The sequence below is a fragment of the Pseudomonas sp. H11T01 genome (genome assembly GCF_048515765.1).
Taxonomy (GTDB): Bacteria; Pseudomonadota; Gammaproteobacteria; order Pseudomonadales; family Pseudomonadaceae; genus Aquipseudomonas.
The window spans coordinates 205,278-223,757 of record NZ_JBLYED010000001.1 but is presented as its reverse complement, the minus strand read 5'-3'; the positions used below and the strand labels follow the sequence as shown (position 1 = coordinate 223,757).

Sequence of the window (18,480 nt, the reverse complement as noted above, 5' to 3'; positions counted from 1 at the left end):
ACGATGCGTTACAAAGCCAGGCACTGCGCTTAGACTTGAGCCGGGTTTGTTTTCCTGGGGCAAGTCCACTAATTCGGGAGAGAGTTTTCATGAAGCTAGTCACTGCCATCATCAAGCCGTTCAAACTGGACGACGTACGCGAGTCACTGTCCGAGATCGGCGTGCAGGGCATTACCGTTACTGAGGTCAAAGGCTTCGGTCGGCAGAAGGGGCACACCGAGCTGTATCGCGGCGCGGAGTATGTGGTCGATTTCCTGCCCAAGGTGAAGATTGATGTCGCCATTGACGACAAGGATCTTGATCGGGTTATCGAGGCGATAACCAAGGCGGCCAACACCGGCAAGATTGGTGACGGCAAGATCTTTGTGGTCAATCTGGAACAGGCAATTCGCATCCGTACCGGCGAAACCGATACCGACGCAATCTAAGCCGCCAAACCCAACGCCCCAGGAGAAAACAATATGACTCTGCGTAAATTCGCAGGGCTAGGAGCCCTGTTGTCCCTCGTAATGCCCAGCCTGGCTATGGCGGCAGACCCAGTGGCGGCTCCAGTCCTCAATTCCGGCGATACCGCCTGGATGATGACCTCGACAGCGCTTGTGCTGTTTATGACGATTCCCGGCCTTGCGCTGTTCTACGGCGGCATGGTTCGGTCGAAAAACATTCTTTCGGTGATGATGCAGTGCTTCGCCATTACCGGTCTGGTCACCATCCTGTGGTTCCTTTATGGCTACAGCATGGCGTTTGACACGACTGGCATGGAAGTAAACGTCGTCAACTTCAATTCCTTTGTCGGCAGCTTCGCCAAGGCTTTCCTCGCTGGCATCACGCCCGCCAGTATTACCGGTCCTACGGCGCTGTTTCCTGAGGCGGTGTTCGTCACCTATCAGATGACCTTCGCGATCATTACCCCGGCGCTGATTGTCGGTGCCTTTGCCGAGCGGATGAAGTTCTCCGCGATGCTGGTCTTTATGGGTTTGTGGTTCACCCTGGTTTACGCACCGATTGCGCACATGGTCTGGAGTGGTCCGGGTTCGCTGCTGGGTGACTGGGGCGTGCTCGACTTTGCTGGCGGCACCGTGGTGCATATCAACGCCGGTATCGCCGGGCTGGTGGCCTGTCTGGTGCTGGGCAAGCGTAAAGGCTTCCCGACCACACCGATGGCGCCGCACAACCTTGGTTACACCCTGATGGGCGCCGCCATGCTGTGGGTCGGCTGGTTCGGCTTTAACGCCGGTTCCGCCGCTGCGGCCAACGGCACTGCCGGCATGGCGATGCTGGTGACTCAGATCGCTACCGCTGCTGCGGCCCTGGGCTGGATGTTCGCCGAGTGGCTGACTCACGGCAAACCTAGCGCACTGGGTATCGCTTCGGGTGTGGTTGCCGGTCTGGTGGCGATTACCCCGGCGGCCGGTACGGTCGGTCCGATGGGTTCGCTGATTATCGGTCTGGCGGCGGGTGTGGTGTGCTTCTTCTGCGCTACCACCCTCAAACGCAAACTGGGTTATGACGACTCCCTGGACGCCTTCGGCGTGCACGGTATCGGCGGTATCCTTGGCGCGATCCTCACCGGTGTGTTCGCGGCTCCCTCGCTGGGCGGTTTCGGCACCGTGACTGATATCGCGGCACAAGTCTGGATTCAGTGCAAAGGTGTTGGCTTTACGGTGATCTACACCGCGATCGCGACCTTTATCATTCTCAAGGTGCTGGACGCCGTCATGGGGCTGCGTATCACCGAAGAGGAAGAGTCGGTCGGCCTCGATCTGGCGCAACACAACGAGCGCGCCTACAACGTGTAAGCTCTCGAGAAAGAAACGCGAGAAAAAATGCCCGACCCCGTCGGGCATTTTTTTGTCTGGCTTTTGTCAGTAATGGAACAGCTGAAAGGTTTTTTTCTGCCACTTCCCGGCGTGTTCATGACGGCTATTTTTACTGGGCCAATGGCTTACAGCAATGCAGGAATATTAGGCGCTTTGTTTTTTTCCTGAGCGCGCTAGAATGCGCGCCGAGCGTGCGGAGAACTGTATGTGGCAACAGACTTTGATTACCCTGCGGGCAAGGCCTCGGGGCTTTCATCTGGTAACGGACGAGTTACTCGCCGGCCTGCCTGAATTGAGGGCCTGTCGGGTCGGTCTGTTGCATTTGTGGCTGCAGCATACCTCGGCCTCGTTGACCATCAACGAGAATGCCGATCCGGCGGTTCGCCGTGACTTCGAGCGTTTTTTCAACGGGCTGGTGCCACAAGGTACGGCCGGGTATGAACATGACGACGAAGGCGCGGATGACCTTGCGGCGCACTTCAAGGCCAGCTTGCTGGGCTGTCAGCTGAGTTTGCCGGTCACGGCGGGCCGACTGGCGCTGGGGAGCTGGCAAGGTGTTTATCTGGGCGAGCATCGTGATCATGGCGGTGCTCGTAAAGTCCTCGCCACCTTGCACGGTGATGGGGCATAAGCCGCTGGTTACCAGCGGATGTTGATTTTTTCCCGGCGGCCTTCGACAGTTGGCAAAGCTGGGCTATAACTAATCTGCTTTTCGCAAGTCATGAGGTAGAACATGAGCGACGATGATCTGGAAAACGACGACCTCGAAGTAGGTGACGAAGACGAGACCGAAGAAGGTCTTGAAGCGGCGGCCGAAGACGTCGCTGACGACGACGGCAGCGATGTACCTGCTCCGACCGCTAAAGGTAAGGCCAAGGCTGCTATTTCAGTCGATGAGCTGCCGAGTGTCGAAGCCAAGAACAAAGAGCGTGATGCTCTGGCGCGCGCTATGGAGGAATTTCTCTCCAAAGGCGGCAAAGTGCAGGAAGTCGAGGCCAACGTGGTGGCTGATCCACCAAAGAAGCCTGACAACAAGTACGGCAGCCGGCCTATCTAAGCGCCTGTTACTTGCTTGCTGAAAAAGCCCGCCGTCGCTGCGGGCTTTTTCATGGGTGAGGAAAAGGTCTTGGGCTTGGCGCGATACCTTGTGGGAGCAGCCGGTCGACGCTCGATTGCTCGCGATGAGGGCATAACATTCGGAGTTGATGTTGGTTGACACTCCGCTATCGCGAGCAAGCTCGCTCCCACGGGGGGTGTGTGATATTCAGGTTCAGTGTTGGGCGCTCCACCGTGCCAGCAACTCAGGCAATTCAGTCAAACTGCGAATCTCCGCATCCGGCGCCTTCTCAGCTTCCCACACTTTACCCGCCGGGTTGAACCAGATCGCCCGCAGCCCGGCCTGCTGGGCGCCGGCTATGTCATCCCCAGGATGGTCGCCGATGTGCACGGCGGTTTGCGCTGTCGCCTCACCACGCTGCAAGGCTTCGTGGAACAGCCGCGAATCCGGCTTGGCAATGCCAATGTCTTCCGCGCAAAGGGCAAACTTGAAGTAGTCCGCAAGACCCAGTCGGCGAACATCGGCATTGCCGTTGGTGACCACCCCCAGCGTGTAGTGCCTGGCGAGGGCTTCAAGGGTCGGCTGCACCTCGGGAAAGATCTCGAGTTGATGCCGCGCATGCAGAAACACTTCAAAACCCTGATCGGCCAGCTCCAACGCTTGCTGATGAGCGTAACCGGCTTCCTCCAGTGCATGGAACAACACTTTGCGCCGCAAGGCGCTGATCCGGTGCTTGAGGCCGGGCTCGTTGCTCAGGACCCGTTCACGGATCGCCCAGAGGTGTTCGACAGGCACGCCGCCGAGGTCCGGCGCCTGTTGCGCCAGCCACTCTCGCAGCACCGCTTCCGCGCTGACGATGACCGGGGCGGTGTCCCACAGGGTGTCGTCGAGGTCGAAAGTGATCAGTTTGATCGTCATTGCTCACCGCCTTTGTTGCGTTTGGCCCGAGGATGGGCGCTGTCGTAGACCGACGCCAGATGCTGGAAATCCAGATGAGTGTAAATCTGCGTGGTCTTGATGTCCGAGTGGCCGAGCAACTCCTGTACCGCGCGCAAGTCTTGGGAGGACTCCAGCAAGTGACTGGCGAATGAGTGCCGAAGCATGTGCGGATGAAGATTCTGCCCCAGCTCGCGCTCACCGGCGGCTTTCACTCGCAACTGAATCGCCCGCGGGCCTAAACGTCGGCCTTGCTGGCTGACAAATACCGCGTCGTCTGCCGGGTTGGTCAGGGCGCGGAGCGGCAACCACAGCTGCAAGGCTTCCCGAGCCTTCTTGCCGACTGGAAGAACCCGTGTCTTACTGCCTTTGCCGAGAACTTGAACCAGCCCATCTGCTAAATCAAGCTGATCGAGATTGAGCCCGGTCAGTTCCGAGAGGCGCAGGCCGGAGGAGTAGAACAGCTCCAGAATCGCCTGATCACGATGAGCCAGAAAGTCATCCTCGACCGCGCCATCAAGCAGTTGCAGCGCGCGATCGGTATCGAGGGTCTTGGGTAGCCGACGTTCACCTTTGGGCGGCGTCAGTCCGTTGGCCGGATCGTGATCGCAGAGGCCTTCGCGGTTCAGGTAGTGGTAGAGACCGCGAACCGCCGAAAGCAGGCGCGCCAGGCTACGAGAAGACTGGCCTTGTGAATGCAGGCGGGCGATCAGGCTGCGCAGGCGCTGGATATCCAGGGTGGACCAGCTGGAAATCTGCTGTTTCTCGCAGTACGCCAGCACTTTGTTCAGGTCGCGGCGGTAGGCTTCCAGGGTATGGGGTGACACTTGGCGCTCACTGCGCAGGTGAGCGCAATAGGCGTCCAGTTGTCGTTCCATGGTCAGCGTACCGAGCGTAAGGAGTTGTGGATGCGCGGCAGCACGCGGCCCATGACTTCGGCGATGTAGCTCAGGAACAGCGTGCCAACCGAGCTTTTGTAATGCTGTGGATCGCGGCTGGCGATGGCCAGTACGCCGTGCAGGCCTTGGTGGCTGAGGGCGACGACGGCCGTGGAGCCAATTTGCTTACGCTGTTCTTCGCCGAACAGGAAGTCCAACTCGTGCTCACGCAAACTGCCGCTGACGGTTTTGCCTTCCGACAGCAGGCCGCCGATGGCTTGTTGCGCTTCGGCGCTGGTGACCCAGCGACCGACCGGGAGGGCGGTGTCACTGAACAGAATCAGGCTGACAAAAGGCACCTGAAAGTCCTGGCGCAGACTGTCTTCGACTGAAATGACGACGTCTTCCAGGCTGCTGGCGTCCATGAGCGCGAGAATCAGCCGGCGGGTCTTTTCGAAAAGCCGATCATTGTCGCGAGCGACGTCCATCAATTGCGAGAGGCGATGACGCATCTCGATATTGCGTTCGCGCAGCAGTTTCAACTGGCGCTCGACCAGGGAAATAGTGTCGCCGCGCTGATGGGGAATGCGTAATGCCGGAAGCAGTTCTTCGTGGTCGACGAAGAAATCCGGATGAGCCTCCAGGTACGCGGCAACTGCCAACGCCTCAAGGCTTTCGGAAGGGGATTCGTCGGGCTGTCGGGCTGGAACCTGGGGCTTATCGGTCATGGATTTCGCTCACTCATAGACGCACCTGTCCTTCGTATACGCGCACTGCCGGGCCGGTCATCATCACCGGTTGACCGGGGCCGGCCCATTCAATGGACAGGCGCCCGCCGGGCAGGTCGATCAATAGTGGCGAATCCATCCACCCCTGGCTGATCGCGGCCACTGCTGCTGCGCAGGCACCGGTCCCGCAAGCCTGGGTTTCCCCAGTGCCGCGTTCCCAGACGCGCAACTGCGCCCGTTGGCGGTCGATGACCTGGAGAAAACCGACGTTGACCCGTGCCGGAAAGCGCGGGTGGTTTTCGATTTTCGGTCCCAGTTCATGCACCGGCGCGTTGTTGATATCGCTCACGCGCAACACCGCATGCGGGTTACCCATGGACACCGCGGCCAGCTCGACGGTCTTGCCGTCCACTTCGACCGGATAGCTCGAGGCCTGAGCCTCGGCTTGAAATGGAATGTCTGCCGGAACCAGGCGCGGCGGGCCCATATTGACGCCGATTTGACCGTCGCTACGGATATCCAGTTCGATAATGCCGCTTTTGGTCTCGACCCGCAGCTGCCGTTTTGCGGTCAGGCGTTTATCGAGAACGAAACGGGCGAAGCAGCGCGCACCGTTGCCGCACTGTTCCACTTCGGAACCGTCAGCGTTGAAGATCCGATAACGGAAATCCACGTCCGGATTGCTCGGTGCTTCGACGATCAGCAGTTGATCAAAGCCGACGCCGGTGTGCCGGTCGCCCCATTGCTTGGCGTGCTTGGGCAAAATGTGCGCGTGCTGGCTGACCAGGTCGAGAACCATGAAGTCATTGCCCAGGCCGTGCATCTTGGTAAAGCGCAGCAGCATGGTTTTACTCCGGCAGCAGGCTTTCGCCAGCAAACAACTCGGCTACCGTCTCGCGGCGACGCACTTCAAAAGCCTGATCACCATCTACGAGCACTTCGGCGGTACGGCCGCGGGTGTTGTAGTTGGAGCTCATGACAAACCCGTAGGCACCCGCCGAATGCACGGCGAGCAAGTCGCCTTCTTCCAGCGCCAGTTGACGATCCTTGGCCAGGAAGTCGCCGGTTTCGCAGATCGGCCCGACGATGTCGTAGGCACGAGCCTGAGTATCGCGAGGGCGCACCGCCGTGACGTCCATCCAGGCTTGATACAGCGCCGGGCGGATCAGGTCGTTCATGGCTGCGTCGACAATGGCGAAGTCTTTGTGTTCAGTGTGCTTGAGGTATTCGACCTGAGTCAGCAGAACGCCGGCGTTGGCCACAATGAAGCGGCCCGGTTCAAACACCAGTGCCAGTTCGCGACCTTCCAGGCGTTCGCGCACGGCTTTGATGTAATCCCCGGCCAGCGGCGGCTCTTCATCGCGATAACGTACGCCGAGGCCGCCACCGAGATCGATGTGGCGCAGGTAGATTCCGCAATCGCCAAGACGATCGACCAAGGCCAGAAGGCGGTCGAGGGCGTCGAGGAATGGCGGCAGGCTGGTCAGTTGCGAACCGATATGGCAATCGACGCCGACCACTTCCAGGTTGGGCAATTGCGCGGCGCGGACGTACACGTCTTCGGCGTCGGCAATGGCGATGCCGAATTTGTTTTCTTTCAAACCGGTAGAAATGTACGGGTGGGTGCCGGCATCGACGTCCGGGTTGACCCGCAGCGAGATCGGCGCGCGAACGCCCAGCTCGGCGGCCACCACTTGCAGGCGTTCAAGCTCGTCGGTGGACTCGACGTTGAAGCAGTGCACGCCGACTTCCAGAGCGCGACGCATGTCGTCACGGGTCTTGCCGACGCCGGAGAAGACGATCTTGTCAGCCTGACCGCCAGCGGCCAGAACACGTTCCAGCTCGCCACGGGAGACGATGTCAAAACCAGCGCCCAAACGCGCCAGGACATTCAGTACACCCAGGTTGGAGTTGGCCTTGACCGCGAAGCAGACCAGATGCGGCATGCCGCTCAGGGCATCGGCGAAAGCCAGGTATTGCGCTTCGATGTGCGCGCGGGAGTAGACGTAGGTCGGTGTACCAAAGCGCTCAGCGATGGCGGACAGGGCTACACCTTCCGCGAACAGCTCGCCGTCACGGTAGTTAAAAGCGTCCATGGTGTTCCCTTAGTAGGTGTCGTGCTTGTGCGATTTTGATTGCGACTTTGCTTGGTCTTCAGGAGATTTGCTGTCATCGGGAAGATACAGCGGGCCTTTTTGACCACAGGCAGCAACAAGGCAGGCAACCGCGACGAGCGCAGCAAGGGAAGAGATCAGGCGCTTCATGGCGAAATCCTTGAAAATGCGTTAATTGCGCCGGAGTATACCGGCCACCCGACAGCTTGCCTATGCGGGCCGCTGGCCGTCTGGCGGGGGTTTGACGTGCTTGGACGGATAATTTATGCCACTGCCGAGCGCTTGATCGGTATCCTTTGCATTCGCCTGGACGCGCCCGTATCTTGCGGCGCTTGAGCGTGAGTAGACACTTTTTGAGGTTCCTGCAATGAGTTTGACTGAAGCCCGCTTCCACGATCTGGTCGATGCTACCCAACAGACGCTGGAAGATATTTTCGATGAGAGCGAACTGGATGTTGATCTGGAGAGCTCGGCCGGTGTGCTCACTGTTGAGTTCGAAAATGGCAGCCAGGTGATCTTCAGCCGACAGGAGCCTTTGCGTCAGCTGTGGCTGGCTGCGCGTTCCGGTGGTTTCCACTTCGACTACGACGAAGAAAGCGAGCGCTGGATGTGCGACAAGAGCGAAGAGCAGCTTGGCGAAATGCTGGAGCGCATCGTTCTTGAGCAGGCCGATGCGAAACTCGACTTCGAAGGTCTCTGAAACCGTGGCGCAATCGGCTCCAGTGCGTCCCGCCAAACCGCTGTACAGCAACGTCAGCCCGGCCGTGCCCTCACCGTGCATCAGTTTGTGCCGGCTGGATGAGCAGAAAGTCTGTCTCGGGTGCTTTCGCCATGTCGAAGACATCCGCGAGTGGCGCTCGGCAGACGACGAGCGCCGGCGGGTGATTTGCGAGCAGGCCCAACAGCGCAAACCCTCAGTCTGACGAATCATTGTGGCGAGGGGGCTGCGTCGCACTGGCTTGTATATTTATTGAGCTGTGATAGTGTCCGGGTACGCCTCACCTGATCGAGGCACGTGAAAACCCCGCCTTTTTTGGCGGGGTTTTGCTTTTATCGTGCAGAAAAAAGGAGTCTGCCTGAATCATGAGCACCGCACCTTCCATCATACTCACCCGCCTGGACGTTCAACGTCTCGAACGCCTGATCGACAGCCTGGATGACACGCTGCCGGGCGTCGTCGCGCTGCAAGCCGAGCTGGATCGCGCCGATACCGTGGTTGGTCACGAGGAAGTGCCCGCCGGTGTCGTGACCATGAATTCGCGTGTGCACTGCCGTGAAGAAAGCAGCGGCAAGGACTACCACCTGACCCTGGTTTATCCACAGGACGCGAATGCTGACGAGGGCAAGATTTCGATTCTCGCGCCGGTCGGTAGCGCGCTGCTCGGTTTGCAGGCTGGCCAGCACATCGACTGGCCGGCTCCGGGTGGCAAAACCCTGAAGCTGAAGTTGCTCGAGGTTGAGTTCCAACCCAAAGATGGCGGTGAATGTAAGTTCTGATTCGCCTCAGACCTGTTCGAGCGCGTCATTGAGCGCTCGTTCCAGATCAGCCTTGTACCGCAAGTAAAGATTGCTTGGGCTCTGAACATCACCGAGCAGACCGGACAGGTCCAGATCGGTGATGTAGCAGCGGTAGCGCTCCGCCTCGCGGCGCTGCCCGACGATTTCCTGGGCGACTACGGTAAACAGCTGGTCGCCGTATTCCAGTTCGCAAAACTCTCGCTGATTGCAATACAGGGTGACCTGCACCTGCCCGCGTGCGGCTTTGCCAATAATCGCCTGGACGTCATAGAACGGCTTGTTCACCGGCGTCTGCGGCGCCGGTCGCGGCTCGACGCGTCGAGCGCGCCCGATGCCGGATGGCAGCAGCTGGTAATACAGGGTTTCCAGGCTCGCCATGGGCCGGGCTGCGTTCAGCGGCAACAGCGCATCGCGACGATACAGAATCGATTGCAGGAAGCGTTGCAGCGGCACCAGGAGACTTTGCTCATCGTGATACGGCGCACGCTGCTGCCACAGAGCGTTGAACTCATCCAGCACATACAGCTCGGCCTGGGACTCATTGATCCGGTAGAACACCTGAATGCATTCGGGCTGCCCCATGGGCAGGATCAGCGCCAGATCGTGTTCTTCCAGCGCCATTGGGTCCAGGTGCAGCGGGCTGTAGTGCGCCTGTTCTTTTGCGAGGTAATCGAGCAGCGCTGGCAGGCTGGTCAGGTCGACATGATTGACCTTGCCGGGGACCAGCTCCAGCACGTGATAGTGCTGCTGCACCTGAATCAGGTAACGATGATTGAGCTTGCTGAGCAGCAGGTTCTGCGCGGTGTCGAAGATTTCTTCGACTCGCCGGGCGATGAACCGGGCACGGTTATGGCAAAAGCAACGAACCCGCAAGCGAGGCTGCCGAGATTCGCTCGGCAGGTTGTTGAGGTAGTTGCCCAGACAGTCGAGCAGCGCGTGTGCGCCGTCGTAGCGGCTGACCAGCACCTCGTTCCAGCTGTTGAGTGTGACCTGATCGAGGGTCAGCACCAGATTCTCCCTGACTCCAGCGTAACTCAGTGAGTCCGTACGCTCGGTGGTCATCAGGATATTCAGCTCGCGATGATGCTTGAGCGGGTCAATGGCGACATTCACCAGAATCAGCACTTCGCTCGGCACACTGGCCTGCAGCAACTGTTCTTCGCTGACGCCCGTCAGCGGTAAAACGATGCTCTGTTGCAGGCTGCCCAGCAGGTTGAACAGCTCGAACTCGCTCAAGTCACTGCTGCCGGGGTGCAGCGCGAGGCGGGTGCTGCTGTCGATCACGCCGTTGCGATGACACCAGGTCAACAATTCCAACAGCCCGCGATTGCGCTTGATCGGCGCGAAATGCTCCCACTCGAGGGCTTTCAGGCTGCCGTTGTACAAGCTCCAGTGAGTTTGTCCGGGTTCTTTGCGGTTGGGTGATTGCACCAGGGTCAACGTGTCTTCGGCCAGATCCGGAGCAATGCCAGGGTTGATGAACTCGATCTTGTCGGCCTTGCGTTCGAAGGCTGCGTACAGTCGCCGGCCAAGAATCATGAGGTCACGTTTATTGATCAGGCTGACGGTTTGTTCGGTGCGGGCGAACTGGGTCAGGAAGCGATAGCTGTAGTTCAGCTCGTTAACCAGTGCCCGGCGTTCGGCGCTGACCTGGCGGACTTTCCACTGACTGCGACTGTCGAGCATCGCCAGTTGGCGTTGATCCCAGCCCCATTCACGGGCCAGGCGCTCAAGTAACAGACGCTGCCAGGTTTTGTTGCGCTGAGCGGTGGTGCCGGTGAGCTTGCGGTTGACCTTCAGGTACAGGCTGCGGCGTACCAGTTCCAGGCGTTCCGGTTCGCCGCGAGCCTTGAGGTATTCCTCGATGCGACGATAGACCACGATATAGGGGTCCAGCTCATCCAGGTCGAGGTGATTGGCGAACACGGCTTGCTTGAAGCGAAGGCTCAGGCATTCGACTTTCGGGTGTTCGCTGGCGTAGACCTCGGTCAGCAATAGCTTGAGCACCGACTTGTAGGGTGACTCGATGCCCTTGTACAACTGCCAGAGCCCCGCGCCAATGAACTCGCCGGGCGGAATGTACGCCAAGTGGCCAAGATCAAGGGTTTCATCGGCGCGAATAAAGCGTTTCGACAGCAGCGTATGGGTGTATTGGTCATAGCGTGGCTCTTCGTACACCGGCACCAACCACCACAACGGTGTACGCCCGGCCAGCCAGATGGCAGTGCGGTAGAACTCGTCCAGCAGCAAATAGTGCTGAGTAGTGCCGCAGTCCTCTGAGCTCAATTGAGTATCGCGTTCGCCGTGCGCGAAGCGGCTGGGGTCGATCAGGAAGAAGTGTGCCTCGGCGCCTTGGCTGGTAGCCCAGGTTTCCAGCAGCTGGCATTTCTTGCGCAACTCGGCGAGTTCGTTCTCGCTCAGGTTCGGTGCATGGCAAACCCATACGTCCATGTCGCTTTGGTCGGCCTGAGCCAATGTGCCCAGGCTGCCCATCAAAAACAGACCATGGATCGGCTGCGGTGAATTGCTGTGGCGAGCTTTGTAAGAGAAGGAGCGGGTAAGGCGCTGGGCTTCGACGAGGGCCTGCGGGTCGGGCTCGAAATTCGACAGCCCGGCCGGTGTGCTGCCAGAAACGTAACCCGGTAATAAGGGGTGGTTGACGTGAAAGAACAGCGGCAACAAGGTCAAAACCACTTGCTGGCGTGGTGACAACCCTTCCATCGCGCGGGCCATGCGGCCCTCGTTGAGTTTCAGAAATCGCGCGCGCAGCTGGCTGAGAACCTTGCGATCGATTCCCTCGTCCAGATCGGGGCGGATTTCATGGGTGCGGGTCATTTCAAACTCAAACCGGCTCGCGGAGCTCGAACGTGGGAGGCCTCAGGACGGCGAGCAGTTTACAGCCTCGAGGCTTCGGCCTTTAAGCTGAATTTTATTTTTTGACGTCAGGGTTTTATCGCGTGGCAACAGTGTGCCCGCGGAATCCGTTAGGGAGGATCCCGTGGGCAATGCGCTGGTCTTTATGCGGTTTCTTGAACGGTCAGAATAGTCAGCAATGTTTGCACATGCTGAGCGGCGTCCCGACCCAGGCTGGTCAGATAACCACCATCGGTTTGGGTGATCAGTTCTTTTTCGAACAGCCGTTGTGCAGCAGCGATGGCTTTCGGGGCGGCGGTCTGATGAATTTTCAGACCTTCCTGGGAACTGTCCAGGTTGAAGAGTGCAAGGATTTCCAGTTCGGCAACCAACTCAGGGGTAAGCGACATAAGGACTCCAGACTTTCTAGGAATTAGACGATAGCGCCTCATAAGGTGAACGCACTTCGACGGGCTGTCCAGTGTTGGGTCACAACGTTTTTGTGTCGTGCAGGTGACGTAGGAGCTGCCGCAGGCTGCGATCTTTTCGCGGCCAGTGGCATTTATGGTGGGCGCGAAGATCAAGAGATCGTCCGAACTCGGCCCGAACCTGCGGCAGCTCCTACGGGGGATTTTGTGTAGGAGCCTGGTTCTGCGGGGTGTTATTTCTTCTCTGGCGGCAACTCCGGCAATGCTCGCAGCGCAGCCTCGTACCATTCGGTATTGAACGCACGGTCTTCTTCAAGGATCGCATCGATCTCGACGGCAAGCACATGGGCCATCAGTTGCAGGATTTCTTCGCGCTCGTAACCGACCAGGGTCAGTTTGTTGAGCGTCGCTTTGGCTGCTGGCGGGTTGTCGCTTTCAATTTGGTTCTCGATCGCTTCGATCAAAGTGGTTTCGGTGAAATCTTCTTCGTCGTTGTCGTCGTTTTGGTTGGTGCCGGGGGTTGGCTCGCTCATGGCAGGCTCCTCAAGGAAAGACGGCCAGTTTAACTGCATTCAGCGATTTGATGCTGCTGGTCAGACTTCAGTTGAGGTTCTATAACGTGTGCTGCCAACCCCTACACGGCCTGGAGGCTTTGTGATGCTCAAGCTTTATGGATTTTCAGTCAGCAACTACTACAACATGGTCAAGCTGGCGTTGCTGGAGAAGGGACTGCCGTTTGAAGAAGTGCCGTTTTATCCCGATCAAAGCCCGGAAACACTCGCCATCAGCCCGCGCGGAAAAGTCCCGGTGCTGGGTGTCGAGCAAGGTTTCATCAATGAAACCAGCGTGATCCTCGAGTACATCGAACAAACCCAGCCAGGCCCGGCACTGCTGCCCAGTGACCCCTTTCAGCGGGCTGAGGTGCTGGCACTGGCCAAGGAAATCGAGCTGTACATCGAGTTGCCGGCCCGCGCGTGTTTTGCCGAGGCGTTCTTTGGCATGCCAGTGCCTGAGGCAATCAAGGAAAAATCCAGGGCGGAACTGTTGCTGGGATTTGCTTCACTGGGTCGACATGGCAAGTTCGCGCCGTATGTGGCGGGCGACAGTTTGAGCGTGGCGGATCTGTACTTTCTCTACAGCGTCAGCCTGGCCTGTGCAGTCGGCAAAAAGCTGTTCGATCTGGATTTTCTGGCCGGGTTGCCGGCAGCCAAAGCACTGCTTGAACGTCTGGAGCAGACACCGCATGCACAGCGGATCGCAGCAGACAAGGATGCGGCAATGCCGGGGTTCCTGGCGATGATCGCTTCCAAGAAGTAGATTTGTAGCGATTCCAAGACAGCCATCGCGAGCAAGTCGGATCGCCGCACCGCCGCTCCCACACTGGATCTACGCTGATCACAAATTTGTGGCCAGCCGAAAATCTTGTGGGAGCGGGCTTGCTCGCGATGCTTTTAGCGGCTGGCGAGCAACGCTTGCCCGCGAACCACTGCAGCCTTCACCTGATTGGGCGCGGTACCGCCGATATGATCGCGAGCATTGACCGAGCCTTCCAGGGTCAGCACGGCAAACACATCCTGCTCGATCTGGTCGCTGAACTTGCGCAATTCTTCCAGGCTCATTTCCGCCAGGTCCTTACCGCTTTCCACACCATACTTCACAGCATGGCCGACGATTTCGTGGCAGTCGCGGAAGGGCAGGCCGCGGCGCACCAGATAGTCGGCAAGGTCGGTGGCAGTGGAGAAACCGCGCAGCGCCGCTTCACGCATGATGGCGTGCTTGGGCTTGATCGCCGGGATCATGTCGGCAAAGGCCCGCAGCGAATCGCGTAGCGTATCGGCGGCATCGAACAGCGGTTCCTTGTCTTCCTGGTTGTCCTTGTTGTAGGCCAATGGTTGGCCCTTCATCAAAGTCAGCAGACCCATCAGCGCGCCGAACACCCGGCCACTCTTGCCGCGAACCAGTTCAGGTACATCAGGGTTTTTCTTTTGCGGCATGATCGAGCTGCCGGTGCAGAAGCGATCAGGCAAATCGATGAACTGGAATTGCGCGCTGGTCCACAGCACCAGCTCTTCGGAGAAGCGCGACAGGTGCATCATTGCGATGCTTGCGGCCGAGCAGAATTCGATGGCGAAGTCGCGATCCGAGACGTTGTCCAGCGAGTTGCCGCCAACAGCGTCGAAGCCCAGCAATTGGGCAGTCAGCTCGCGGTCGATCGGGTAAGTGGTACCGGCCAGCGCGGCGCTGCCCAATGGCATGCGGTTGGTGCGCTTGCGGCAGTCCACCAGACGCTCGTAGTCGCGGCTGAGCATTTCGAACCAAGCCAGCATGTGATGACCGAAGGTCACGGGCTGTGCGGTTTGCAGGTGGGTGAAGCCGGGCATGATGGTGCCTGATTCGCGCTCTGCCTGTTCCAGCAGACCTTTTTGCAGGCGGGTGATTTCGCCCAGGATCAGGTCGATTTCGTCACGCAGCCACAGGCGGATATCGGTCGCCACTTGGTCGTTACGGCTACGGCCGGTGTGCAGCTTCTTGCCGGTGACGCCGATGCGGTCAGTCAGACGGGCTTCGATGTTCATGTGCACATCTTCAAGGTCGATGCGCCAGTCGAACGTACCGGTTTCGATTTCGCTCTGGATGGTCTTCAGGCCATCGATGATGGTGTCGCGCTCGACATCGGTCAAAACGCCGACTTTGGCCAGCATCGTGGCGTGGGCAATCGAACCCATGATGTCGTGGCGATAGAGGCGCTGGTCGAAGGTGACGGAGGCGGTGAAGCGGGCAACGAAGGCGTCGACGGGTTCACTGAAGCGGCCGCCCCAGGACTGATTGGTCTTGTCAGTGCTCATGAATTCGCTCGTGATCTGCTGAAGGAAAATGGCGTGAAAAGCTGCCGCGGATAATAACAGGGTTGCCAATCCTGTCGTTGACACTGGTCGGTACGTTTTTTATTTCTCCGAGGGACACTTGGCGCCTTGCCGTCGAACCCGTGTGCGCGGACACTGGGATCGTGGCGTATTGCCAGCTCTGGTGATCAATCCATGTCTGGCCGAGCAGGTGATGCGTGGCTTTTACGACCTGTTCCGGGCAAGCTTGGCAAGCTCGCAAACCTGCGGTTTTGGCGTGATGAGCTGACGTTGGCGAAACGATATTTATCGATAGAGCAATATCGTCTTGGCGAGCGTCTACAGTTGGACTAGAGGAACAGCATAAATGCAGATGATTTGCCTGTTGCGCAACTGACCTTGCAACCGTTGTTAGAGAACACTTTGATCCATCAAGCCGCGCCGCGAATCGACGGCGATGTGGTCAGCAGAGAAGCCAGCTATAAAAAGAGGGGTGTTTGTATTGTGTATCAACAATCCCTACGACGATGCCACGTCAGAGCGTGCTTCGAACGGTAATCAGCGGGCACTGGTAAATATAGGTTCCCGACTCGGGGCACTTTTTGGCCCTCGCGCTAGTCTTAGCGTGGATCGCCGTGACGGATGTCACGTCACCTGTCTACGCTATCCTTGTGCGAGACTCACGCAGGAATCCAGCGCAATATGAATGTCCTGATCGTTGATGACGAACCCCTGGCCCGCGAGAGACTGAGCCGTATGGTCAGCGAACTCGAGGGTTACAGTGTCCTGGAGCCGAGCGCCACCAATGGCGAAGAAGCACTGGCCTTGATTGACAGCCTGAAGCCGGATGTCGTGTTGCTCGATATCCGCATGCCCGGCCTTGATGGCTTGCAAGTAGCGGCCAGGCTGTGCGAGCGCGAGACGCCACCAGCGCTGGTGTTTTGCACGGCCAATGACGAATTTGCCCTGGAGGCTTTCCAGGTCAGTGAAATGGGCTATCTGATCAAACCCGTACGCTCCGAGCTCCTGCTTGAAGCATTGAAAAAAGCCGAGCGACCCAACCGCGTCCAGCTTGCTGCCCTGACCCGTCCGGCAGCAGAAAGCGGCAGCGGTCCGCGCAGCCATATCAGTGCGCGAACCCGAAAAGGTATCGAGCTGATTCCCTTGGATCAGGTTGTCTATTTCATTGCAGACCACAAATACGTGACCCTGCGCCATGAAGGTGGTGAGGTTCTGCTGGACGAACCGCTGAAGGCTCTCGAAGACGAGTTTGGTGACCGCTTTGTACGGATCCATCGCAATGCGCTGGTGGCCCGCGAGCGGATCGAGCGCTTGCAGCGCACACCTCTTGGGCATTTTCAGCTTTTTCTCAAAGGCCTCAATGGCGATGCTCTGATCGTCAGTCGACGTCATGTGGCCGGCGTGCGCAAGATGATGCAGCAGCTTTAGTCCGGCGCCTGCGCGCGGATCTCAAACCTCGTCACAGGCCAGGCGAGACCATGGAGGCCGCGCAGTTTCTGATTCAAGTCAAAGCTGATTTGGCTGAGCTGTTATTATCTGCCGTATCTATTCAGTACGGATTGATTGATCCATGTCCTCTCGCGAAATCCGCATCGCTACCCGCAAAAGTGCCTTGGCCTTGTGGCAGGCCGAATACGTCAAAGCCCGTCTGGAAGAAGCTCATCCTGGTCTGGTCGTGACGCTGGTACCCATGGTCAGTCGCGGCGACAAGCTGCTCGACTCACCGCTGTCGAAAATCGGCGGCAAGGGCCTGTTCGTCAAAGAACTGGAAACTGCTCTGCTCGCACACGAAGCCGACATCGCCGTGCACTCGATGAAAGACGTGCCGATGGACTTCCCTGAAGGGCTCGGTCTGTTTTGCATCTGCGAGCGCGAAGACCCGCGCGATGCATTCGTCTCCAATACTTACTCCAGCCTCGATGACTTGCCCCACGCCAGCGTGGTCGGTACCTCCAGCCTGCGCCGCCAGGCTCAGTTGCTGACGCGTCGACCTGATCTGCAAATCCGCTTCCTGCGCGGTAACGTCAATACGCGTCTGGCCAAACTGGATGCGGGTGAGTACGACGCAATCATTCTGGCGGCCGCCGGCTTGATTCGCTTGGGCTTCGAAGATCGCATCAGTTCCTCGATCAGTGTCGACGACAGTTTGCCGGCGGGCGGGCAGGGTGCCGTCGGCATCGAATGCCGCAGCGTCGATACCGAAATTCATGCCTTGCTCGCGCCTCTGCATCACCAGGACACCGCCACTCGGGTCACCGCTGAACGTGCTCTTAACAAACGCCTGAATGGTGGCTGCCAAGTGCCGATTGCCTGCTACGCCGTGCTCGAAGGCGAGCAGATCTGGTTGCGCGGCCTGGTCGGAGATCCGGCCGGTGGTCTGCTGCTCAGCGCCGAGGCCCGTGGTCCGCAAAGTGCGGCGGCGGCACTGGGTGTTCAAGTGGCTGAAGACCTGTTGGCCCAAGGGGCGGACGCCATTCTGCAAGCGGTCTACGGCGAGGCCGGCGAAGAGTGAAGGGCTGGCGTCTGCTGCTGACCCGGCCGACGGATGAGTCCGCGGCGCTGGCCGCGGTTCTGAATGAGCACGGCGTTTTCAGCAGCAGCTTGCCGTTGCTGGAAATCGAGGCGCTGCCAGTCTCTGGCGCACAGCGCGCCATGATTCTCGACCTGGATCTTTACTGTGCGGTGATTGTAGTCAGTAAGCCCGCTGCCCGGCTGGGTATGGATCTGCTCGACCAGTACTGGCCGCAGCGACCCATCCAGCGCTGGTTCAGCGTGGGCGCGGCCACTGCGCAAATTTTGTCCGACTACGGTCTTGATGTGAGCGCTCCTCAGGAGGGTGACGACAGCGAGGCCTTGCTTGAACTGCCGCAGTTGCGAGAGGCTATCGCGCGGCCCGACGCACGCGTTTTGATCATGCGTGGCGAGGGCGGGCGCGAGCTACTGGCGGAGCGTTTGCACGAGCAAGGTGCTAGTGTCGATTATCTGGAGCTCTATCGTCGCGGCCTGCCGCAGTATGGAGCCGCGGCCCTGCCACAGCGGATTGCCGCGGAACGCCTCAACGGCCTGGTGGTCAGCAGTGGGCAGGGTTTTTCGCACCTGCACCAATTGGCAGGCACAGCCTGGCCCGAGTTGGCGCGGTTGCCGTTGTTTGTTCCAAGCCCTCGGGTCGCGGATATGGCGCGTGCTGCCGGGGCCCAAAAAGTTGTGGATTGTCGCGGCGCCAGCGCCGTGGCTCTGCTAACGGCGTTACGGGAGCACCCCGTGCCCGTTCTCTAACGCAAAGG

Annotated in this window: 22 protein-coding genes and 1 pseudogene; 13 read left to right on the top strand and 10 right to left on the bottom strand. The window is 59.0% G+C overall.

What is annotated here, in order from left to right:
• Window positions 1-89 precede the first annotated feature (89 nt).
• The 5 genes from glnK to sutA all read left to right on the top strand — a co-directional run bounded on the left by glnK (window position 90) and on the right by sutA (window position 2,877).
• Window positions 90-428: a P-II family nitrogen regulator gene (gene glnK / locus ACN1C3_RS01115; RefSeq protein ID WP_002555808.1), complete on the top strand. Its 339-nt coding sequence runs from the start codon at window positions 90-92 to the stop codon at window positions 426-428.
• A 33-nt stretch (window positions 429-461) separates the two neighbouring features.
• Complete coding sequence (locus ACN1C3_RS01110; protein WP_419113940.1) at window positions 462-1,799, top strand: ammonium transporter; 1,338 nt, start codon at window positions 462-464, stop codon at window positions 1,797-1,799.
• 27 nt (window positions 1,800-1,826) lie between these two features.
• Window positions 1,827-1,988, top strand: coding sequence for a hypothetical protein (locus ACN1C3_RS01105; protein WP_419113939.1), 162 nt, complete (start codon window positions 1,827-1,829; stop codon window positions 1,986-1,988).
• Window positions 1,989-2,025: 37 nt separating this feature from the next.
• Window positions 2,026-2,451 (top strand): secondary thiamine-phosphate synthase enzyme YjbQ, encoded by a 426-nt coding sequence (locus ACN1C3_RS01100; RefSeq protein WP_419113938.1) that lies wholly within the window; start codon window positions 2,026-2,028, stop codon window positions 2,449-2,451.
• A gap of 102 nt (window positions 2,452-2,553) precedes the next feature.
• The gene (gene sutA / locus ACN1C3_RS01095) at window positions 2,554-2,877 is read left to right on the top strand and encodes a transcriptional regulator SutA (protein WP_419113937.1); all 324 of its coding nucleotides are present in this window, start codon (window positions 2,554-2,556) and stop codon (window positions 2,875-2,877) included.
• Window positions 2,878-3,090: 213 nt separating this feature from the next.
• Here the strand turns inward: sutA and ACN1C3_RS01090 are convergent, their stop codons facing one another.
• Genes ACN1C3_RS01090 through lptM form a run of 6 tightly spaced genes read right to left on the bottom strand, consistent with a single transcriptional unit; the run spans window position 3,091 to window position 7,683 of the window.
• The gene (locus ACN1C3_RS01090) at window positions 3,091-3,795 is read right to left on the bottom strand and encodes an HAD family hydrolase (RefSeq protein ID WP_419113936.1); all 705 of its coding nucleotides are present in this window, start codon (window positions 3,793-3,795) and stop codon (window positions 3,091-3,093) included.
• Entirely contained in the window at window positions 3,792-4,691 is a 900-nt protein-coding gene (gene xerC / locus ACN1C3_RS01085; protein WP_419113935.1) for a tyrosine recombinase XerC, read from the bottom strand. Before xerC ends, ACN1C3_RS01090 begins: the two co-directional genes overlap by 4 nt.
• Window positions 4,692-4,693: 2 nt before the next feature.
• Window positions 4,694-5,419 carry a DUF484 family protein gene (locus ACN1C3_RS01080; RefSeq protein WP_419113934.1) on the bottom strand — a complete coding sequence of 242 codons (726 nt, stop codon included), beginning with the start codon at window positions 5,417-5,419 and terminating at the stop codon, window positions 4,694-4,696.
• A gap of 13 nt (window positions 5,420-5,432) precedes the next feature.
• Window positions 5,433-6,263: a diaminopimelate epimerase gene (dapF, locus tag ACN1C3_RS01075; protein ID WP_419113933.1), complete on the bottom strand. Its 831-nt coding sequence runs from the start codon at window positions 6,261-6,263 to the stop codon at window positions 5,433-5,435.
• Between the two features lie 4 nt (window positions 6,264-6,267).
• A complete protein-coding gene (gene lysA, locus ACN1C3_RS01070; protein WP_419113932.1) occupies window positions 6,268-7,515 on the bottom strand; it encodes a diaminopimelate decarboxylase in 1,248 nt (415 codons plus the stop codon).
• A 9-nt stretch (window positions 7,516-7,524) separates the two neighbouring features.
• Window positions 7,525-7,683, bottom strand: a complete 159-nt coding sequence (lptM, locus tag ACN1C3_RS01065; protein ID WP_419113931.1) for an LPS translocon maturation chaperone LptM — start codon at window positions 7,681-7,683, stop codon at window positions 7,525-7,527.
• A gap of 217 nt (window positions 7,684-7,900) precedes the next feature.
• Here lptM and cyaY point away from each other — a divergent pair, with 217 nt between their 5' ends.
• The 3 genes from cyaY (at window position 7,901) to rnk (ending at window position 9,030) form a co-directional block, all read left to right on the top strand.
• Complete coding sequence (gene cyaY / locus ACN1C3_RS01060; protein ID WP_419113930.1) at window positions 7,901-8,233, top strand: iron donor protein CyaY; 333 nt, start codon at window positions 7,901-7,903, stop codon at window positions 8,231-8,233.
• 4 nt (window positions 8,234-8,237) lie between these two features.
• Window positions 8,238-8,456 (top strand): DUF1289 domain-containing protein, encoded by a 219-nt coding sequence (locus ACN1C3_RS01055; protein ID WP_419114221.1) that lies wholly within the window; start codon window positions 8,238-8,240, stop codon window positions 8,454-8,456.
• A 160-nt stretch (window positions 8,457-8,616) separates the two neighbouring features.
• Window positions 8,617-9,030, top strand: coding sequence for a nucleoside diphosphate kinase regulator (gene rnk, locus ACN1C3_RS01050; RefSeq protein ID WP_419113929.1), 414 nt, complete (start codon window positions 8,617-8,619; stop codon window positions 9,028-9,030).
• Window positions 9,031-9,036: 6 nt separating this feature from the next.
• On the opposite strand, the gene ACN1C3_RS01045 is transcribed toward rnk, so the two are convergent.
• The 3 genes from ACN1C3_RS01045 to ACN1C3_RS01035 form a co-directional block, all read right to left on the bottom strand.
• Window positions 9,037-11,886 (bottom strand): class I adenylate cyclase, encoded by a 2,850-nt coding sequence (locus tag ACN1C3_RS01045; RefSeq protein WP_419113928.1) that lies wholly within the window; start codon window positions 11,884-11,886, stop codon window positions 9,037-9,039.
• Window positions 11,887-12,068: 182 nt separating this feature from the next.
• On the bottom strand, window positions 12,069-12,314 hold the full coding sequence (locus ACN1C3_RS01040) for a TIGR02647 family protein (RefSeq protein WP_419113927.1): 246 nt from the start codon (window positions 12,312-12,314) through the stop codon (window positions 12,069-12,071).
• A 251-nt stretch (window positions 12,315-12,565) separates the two neighbouring features.
• Window positions 12,566-12,865: a hypothetical protein gene (locus tag ACN1C3_RS01035; protein ID WP_419113926.1), complete on the bottom strand. Its 300-nt coding sequence runs from the start codon at window positions 12,863-12,865 to the stop codon at window positions 12,566-12,568.
• A gap of 124 nt (window positions 12,866-12,989) precedes the next feature.
• Between ACN1C3_RS01035 and ACN1C3_RS01030 the strand changes: the two genes are divergently transcribed.
• Window positions 12,990-13,649, top strand: a complete 660-nt coding sequence (locus tag ACN1C3_RS01030) for a glutathione S-transferase family protein (RefSeq protein WP_419113925.1) — start codon at window positions 12,990-12,992, stop codon at window positions 13,647-13,649.
• A 134-nt stretch (window positions 13,650-13,783) separates the two neighbouring features.
• On the opposite strand, the gene argH is transcribed toward ACN1C3_RS01030, so the two are convergent.
• A complete protein-coding gene (gene argH, locus ACN1C3_RS01025; protein ID WP_419113924.1) occupies window positions 13,784-15,178 on the bottom strand; it encodes an argininosuccinate lyase in 1,395 nt (464 codons plus the stop codon).
• A 133-nt stretch (window positions 15,179-15,311) separates the two neighbouring features.
• Between argH and ACN1C3_RS01020 the strand changes: the two are divergent.
• The 4 genes and pseudogenes from ACN1C3_RS01020 to ACN1C3_RS01005 all read left to right on the top strand — a co-directional run.
• A pseudogene (locus ACN1C3_RS01020) lies at window positions 15,312-15,881 on the top strand (sensor histidine kinase); the annotation flags it as partial.
• Window positions 15,878-16,624, top strand: a complete 747-nt coding sequence (locus ACN1C3_RS01015; protein WP_419113923.1) for a LytR/AlgR family response regulator transcription factor — start codon at window positions 15,878-15,880, stop codon at window positions 16,622-16,624. The pseudogene ACN1C3_RS01020 and the gene ACN1C3_RS01015, both read left to right, overlap by 4 nt.
• 142 nt (window positions 16,625-16,766) lie before the next feature.
• The gene (gene hemC, locus ACN1C3_RS01010; protein ID WP_419113922.1) at window positions 16,767-17,708 is read left to right on the top strand and encodes a hydroxymethylbilane synthase; all 942 of its coding nucleotides are present in this window, start codon (window positions 16,767-16,769) and stop codon (window positions 17,706-17,708) included.
• Window positions 17,705-18,472, top strand: a complete 768-nt coding sequence (locus ACN1C3_RS01005) for a uroporphyrinogen-III synthase (RefSeq protein ID WP_419113921.1) — start codon at window positions 17,705-17,707, stop codon at window positions 18,470-18,472. The genes hemC and ACN1C3_RS01005 overlap by 4 nt, the downstream gene beginning before the upstream one ends.
• Window positions 18,473-18,480 lie beyond the last annotated feature (8 nt).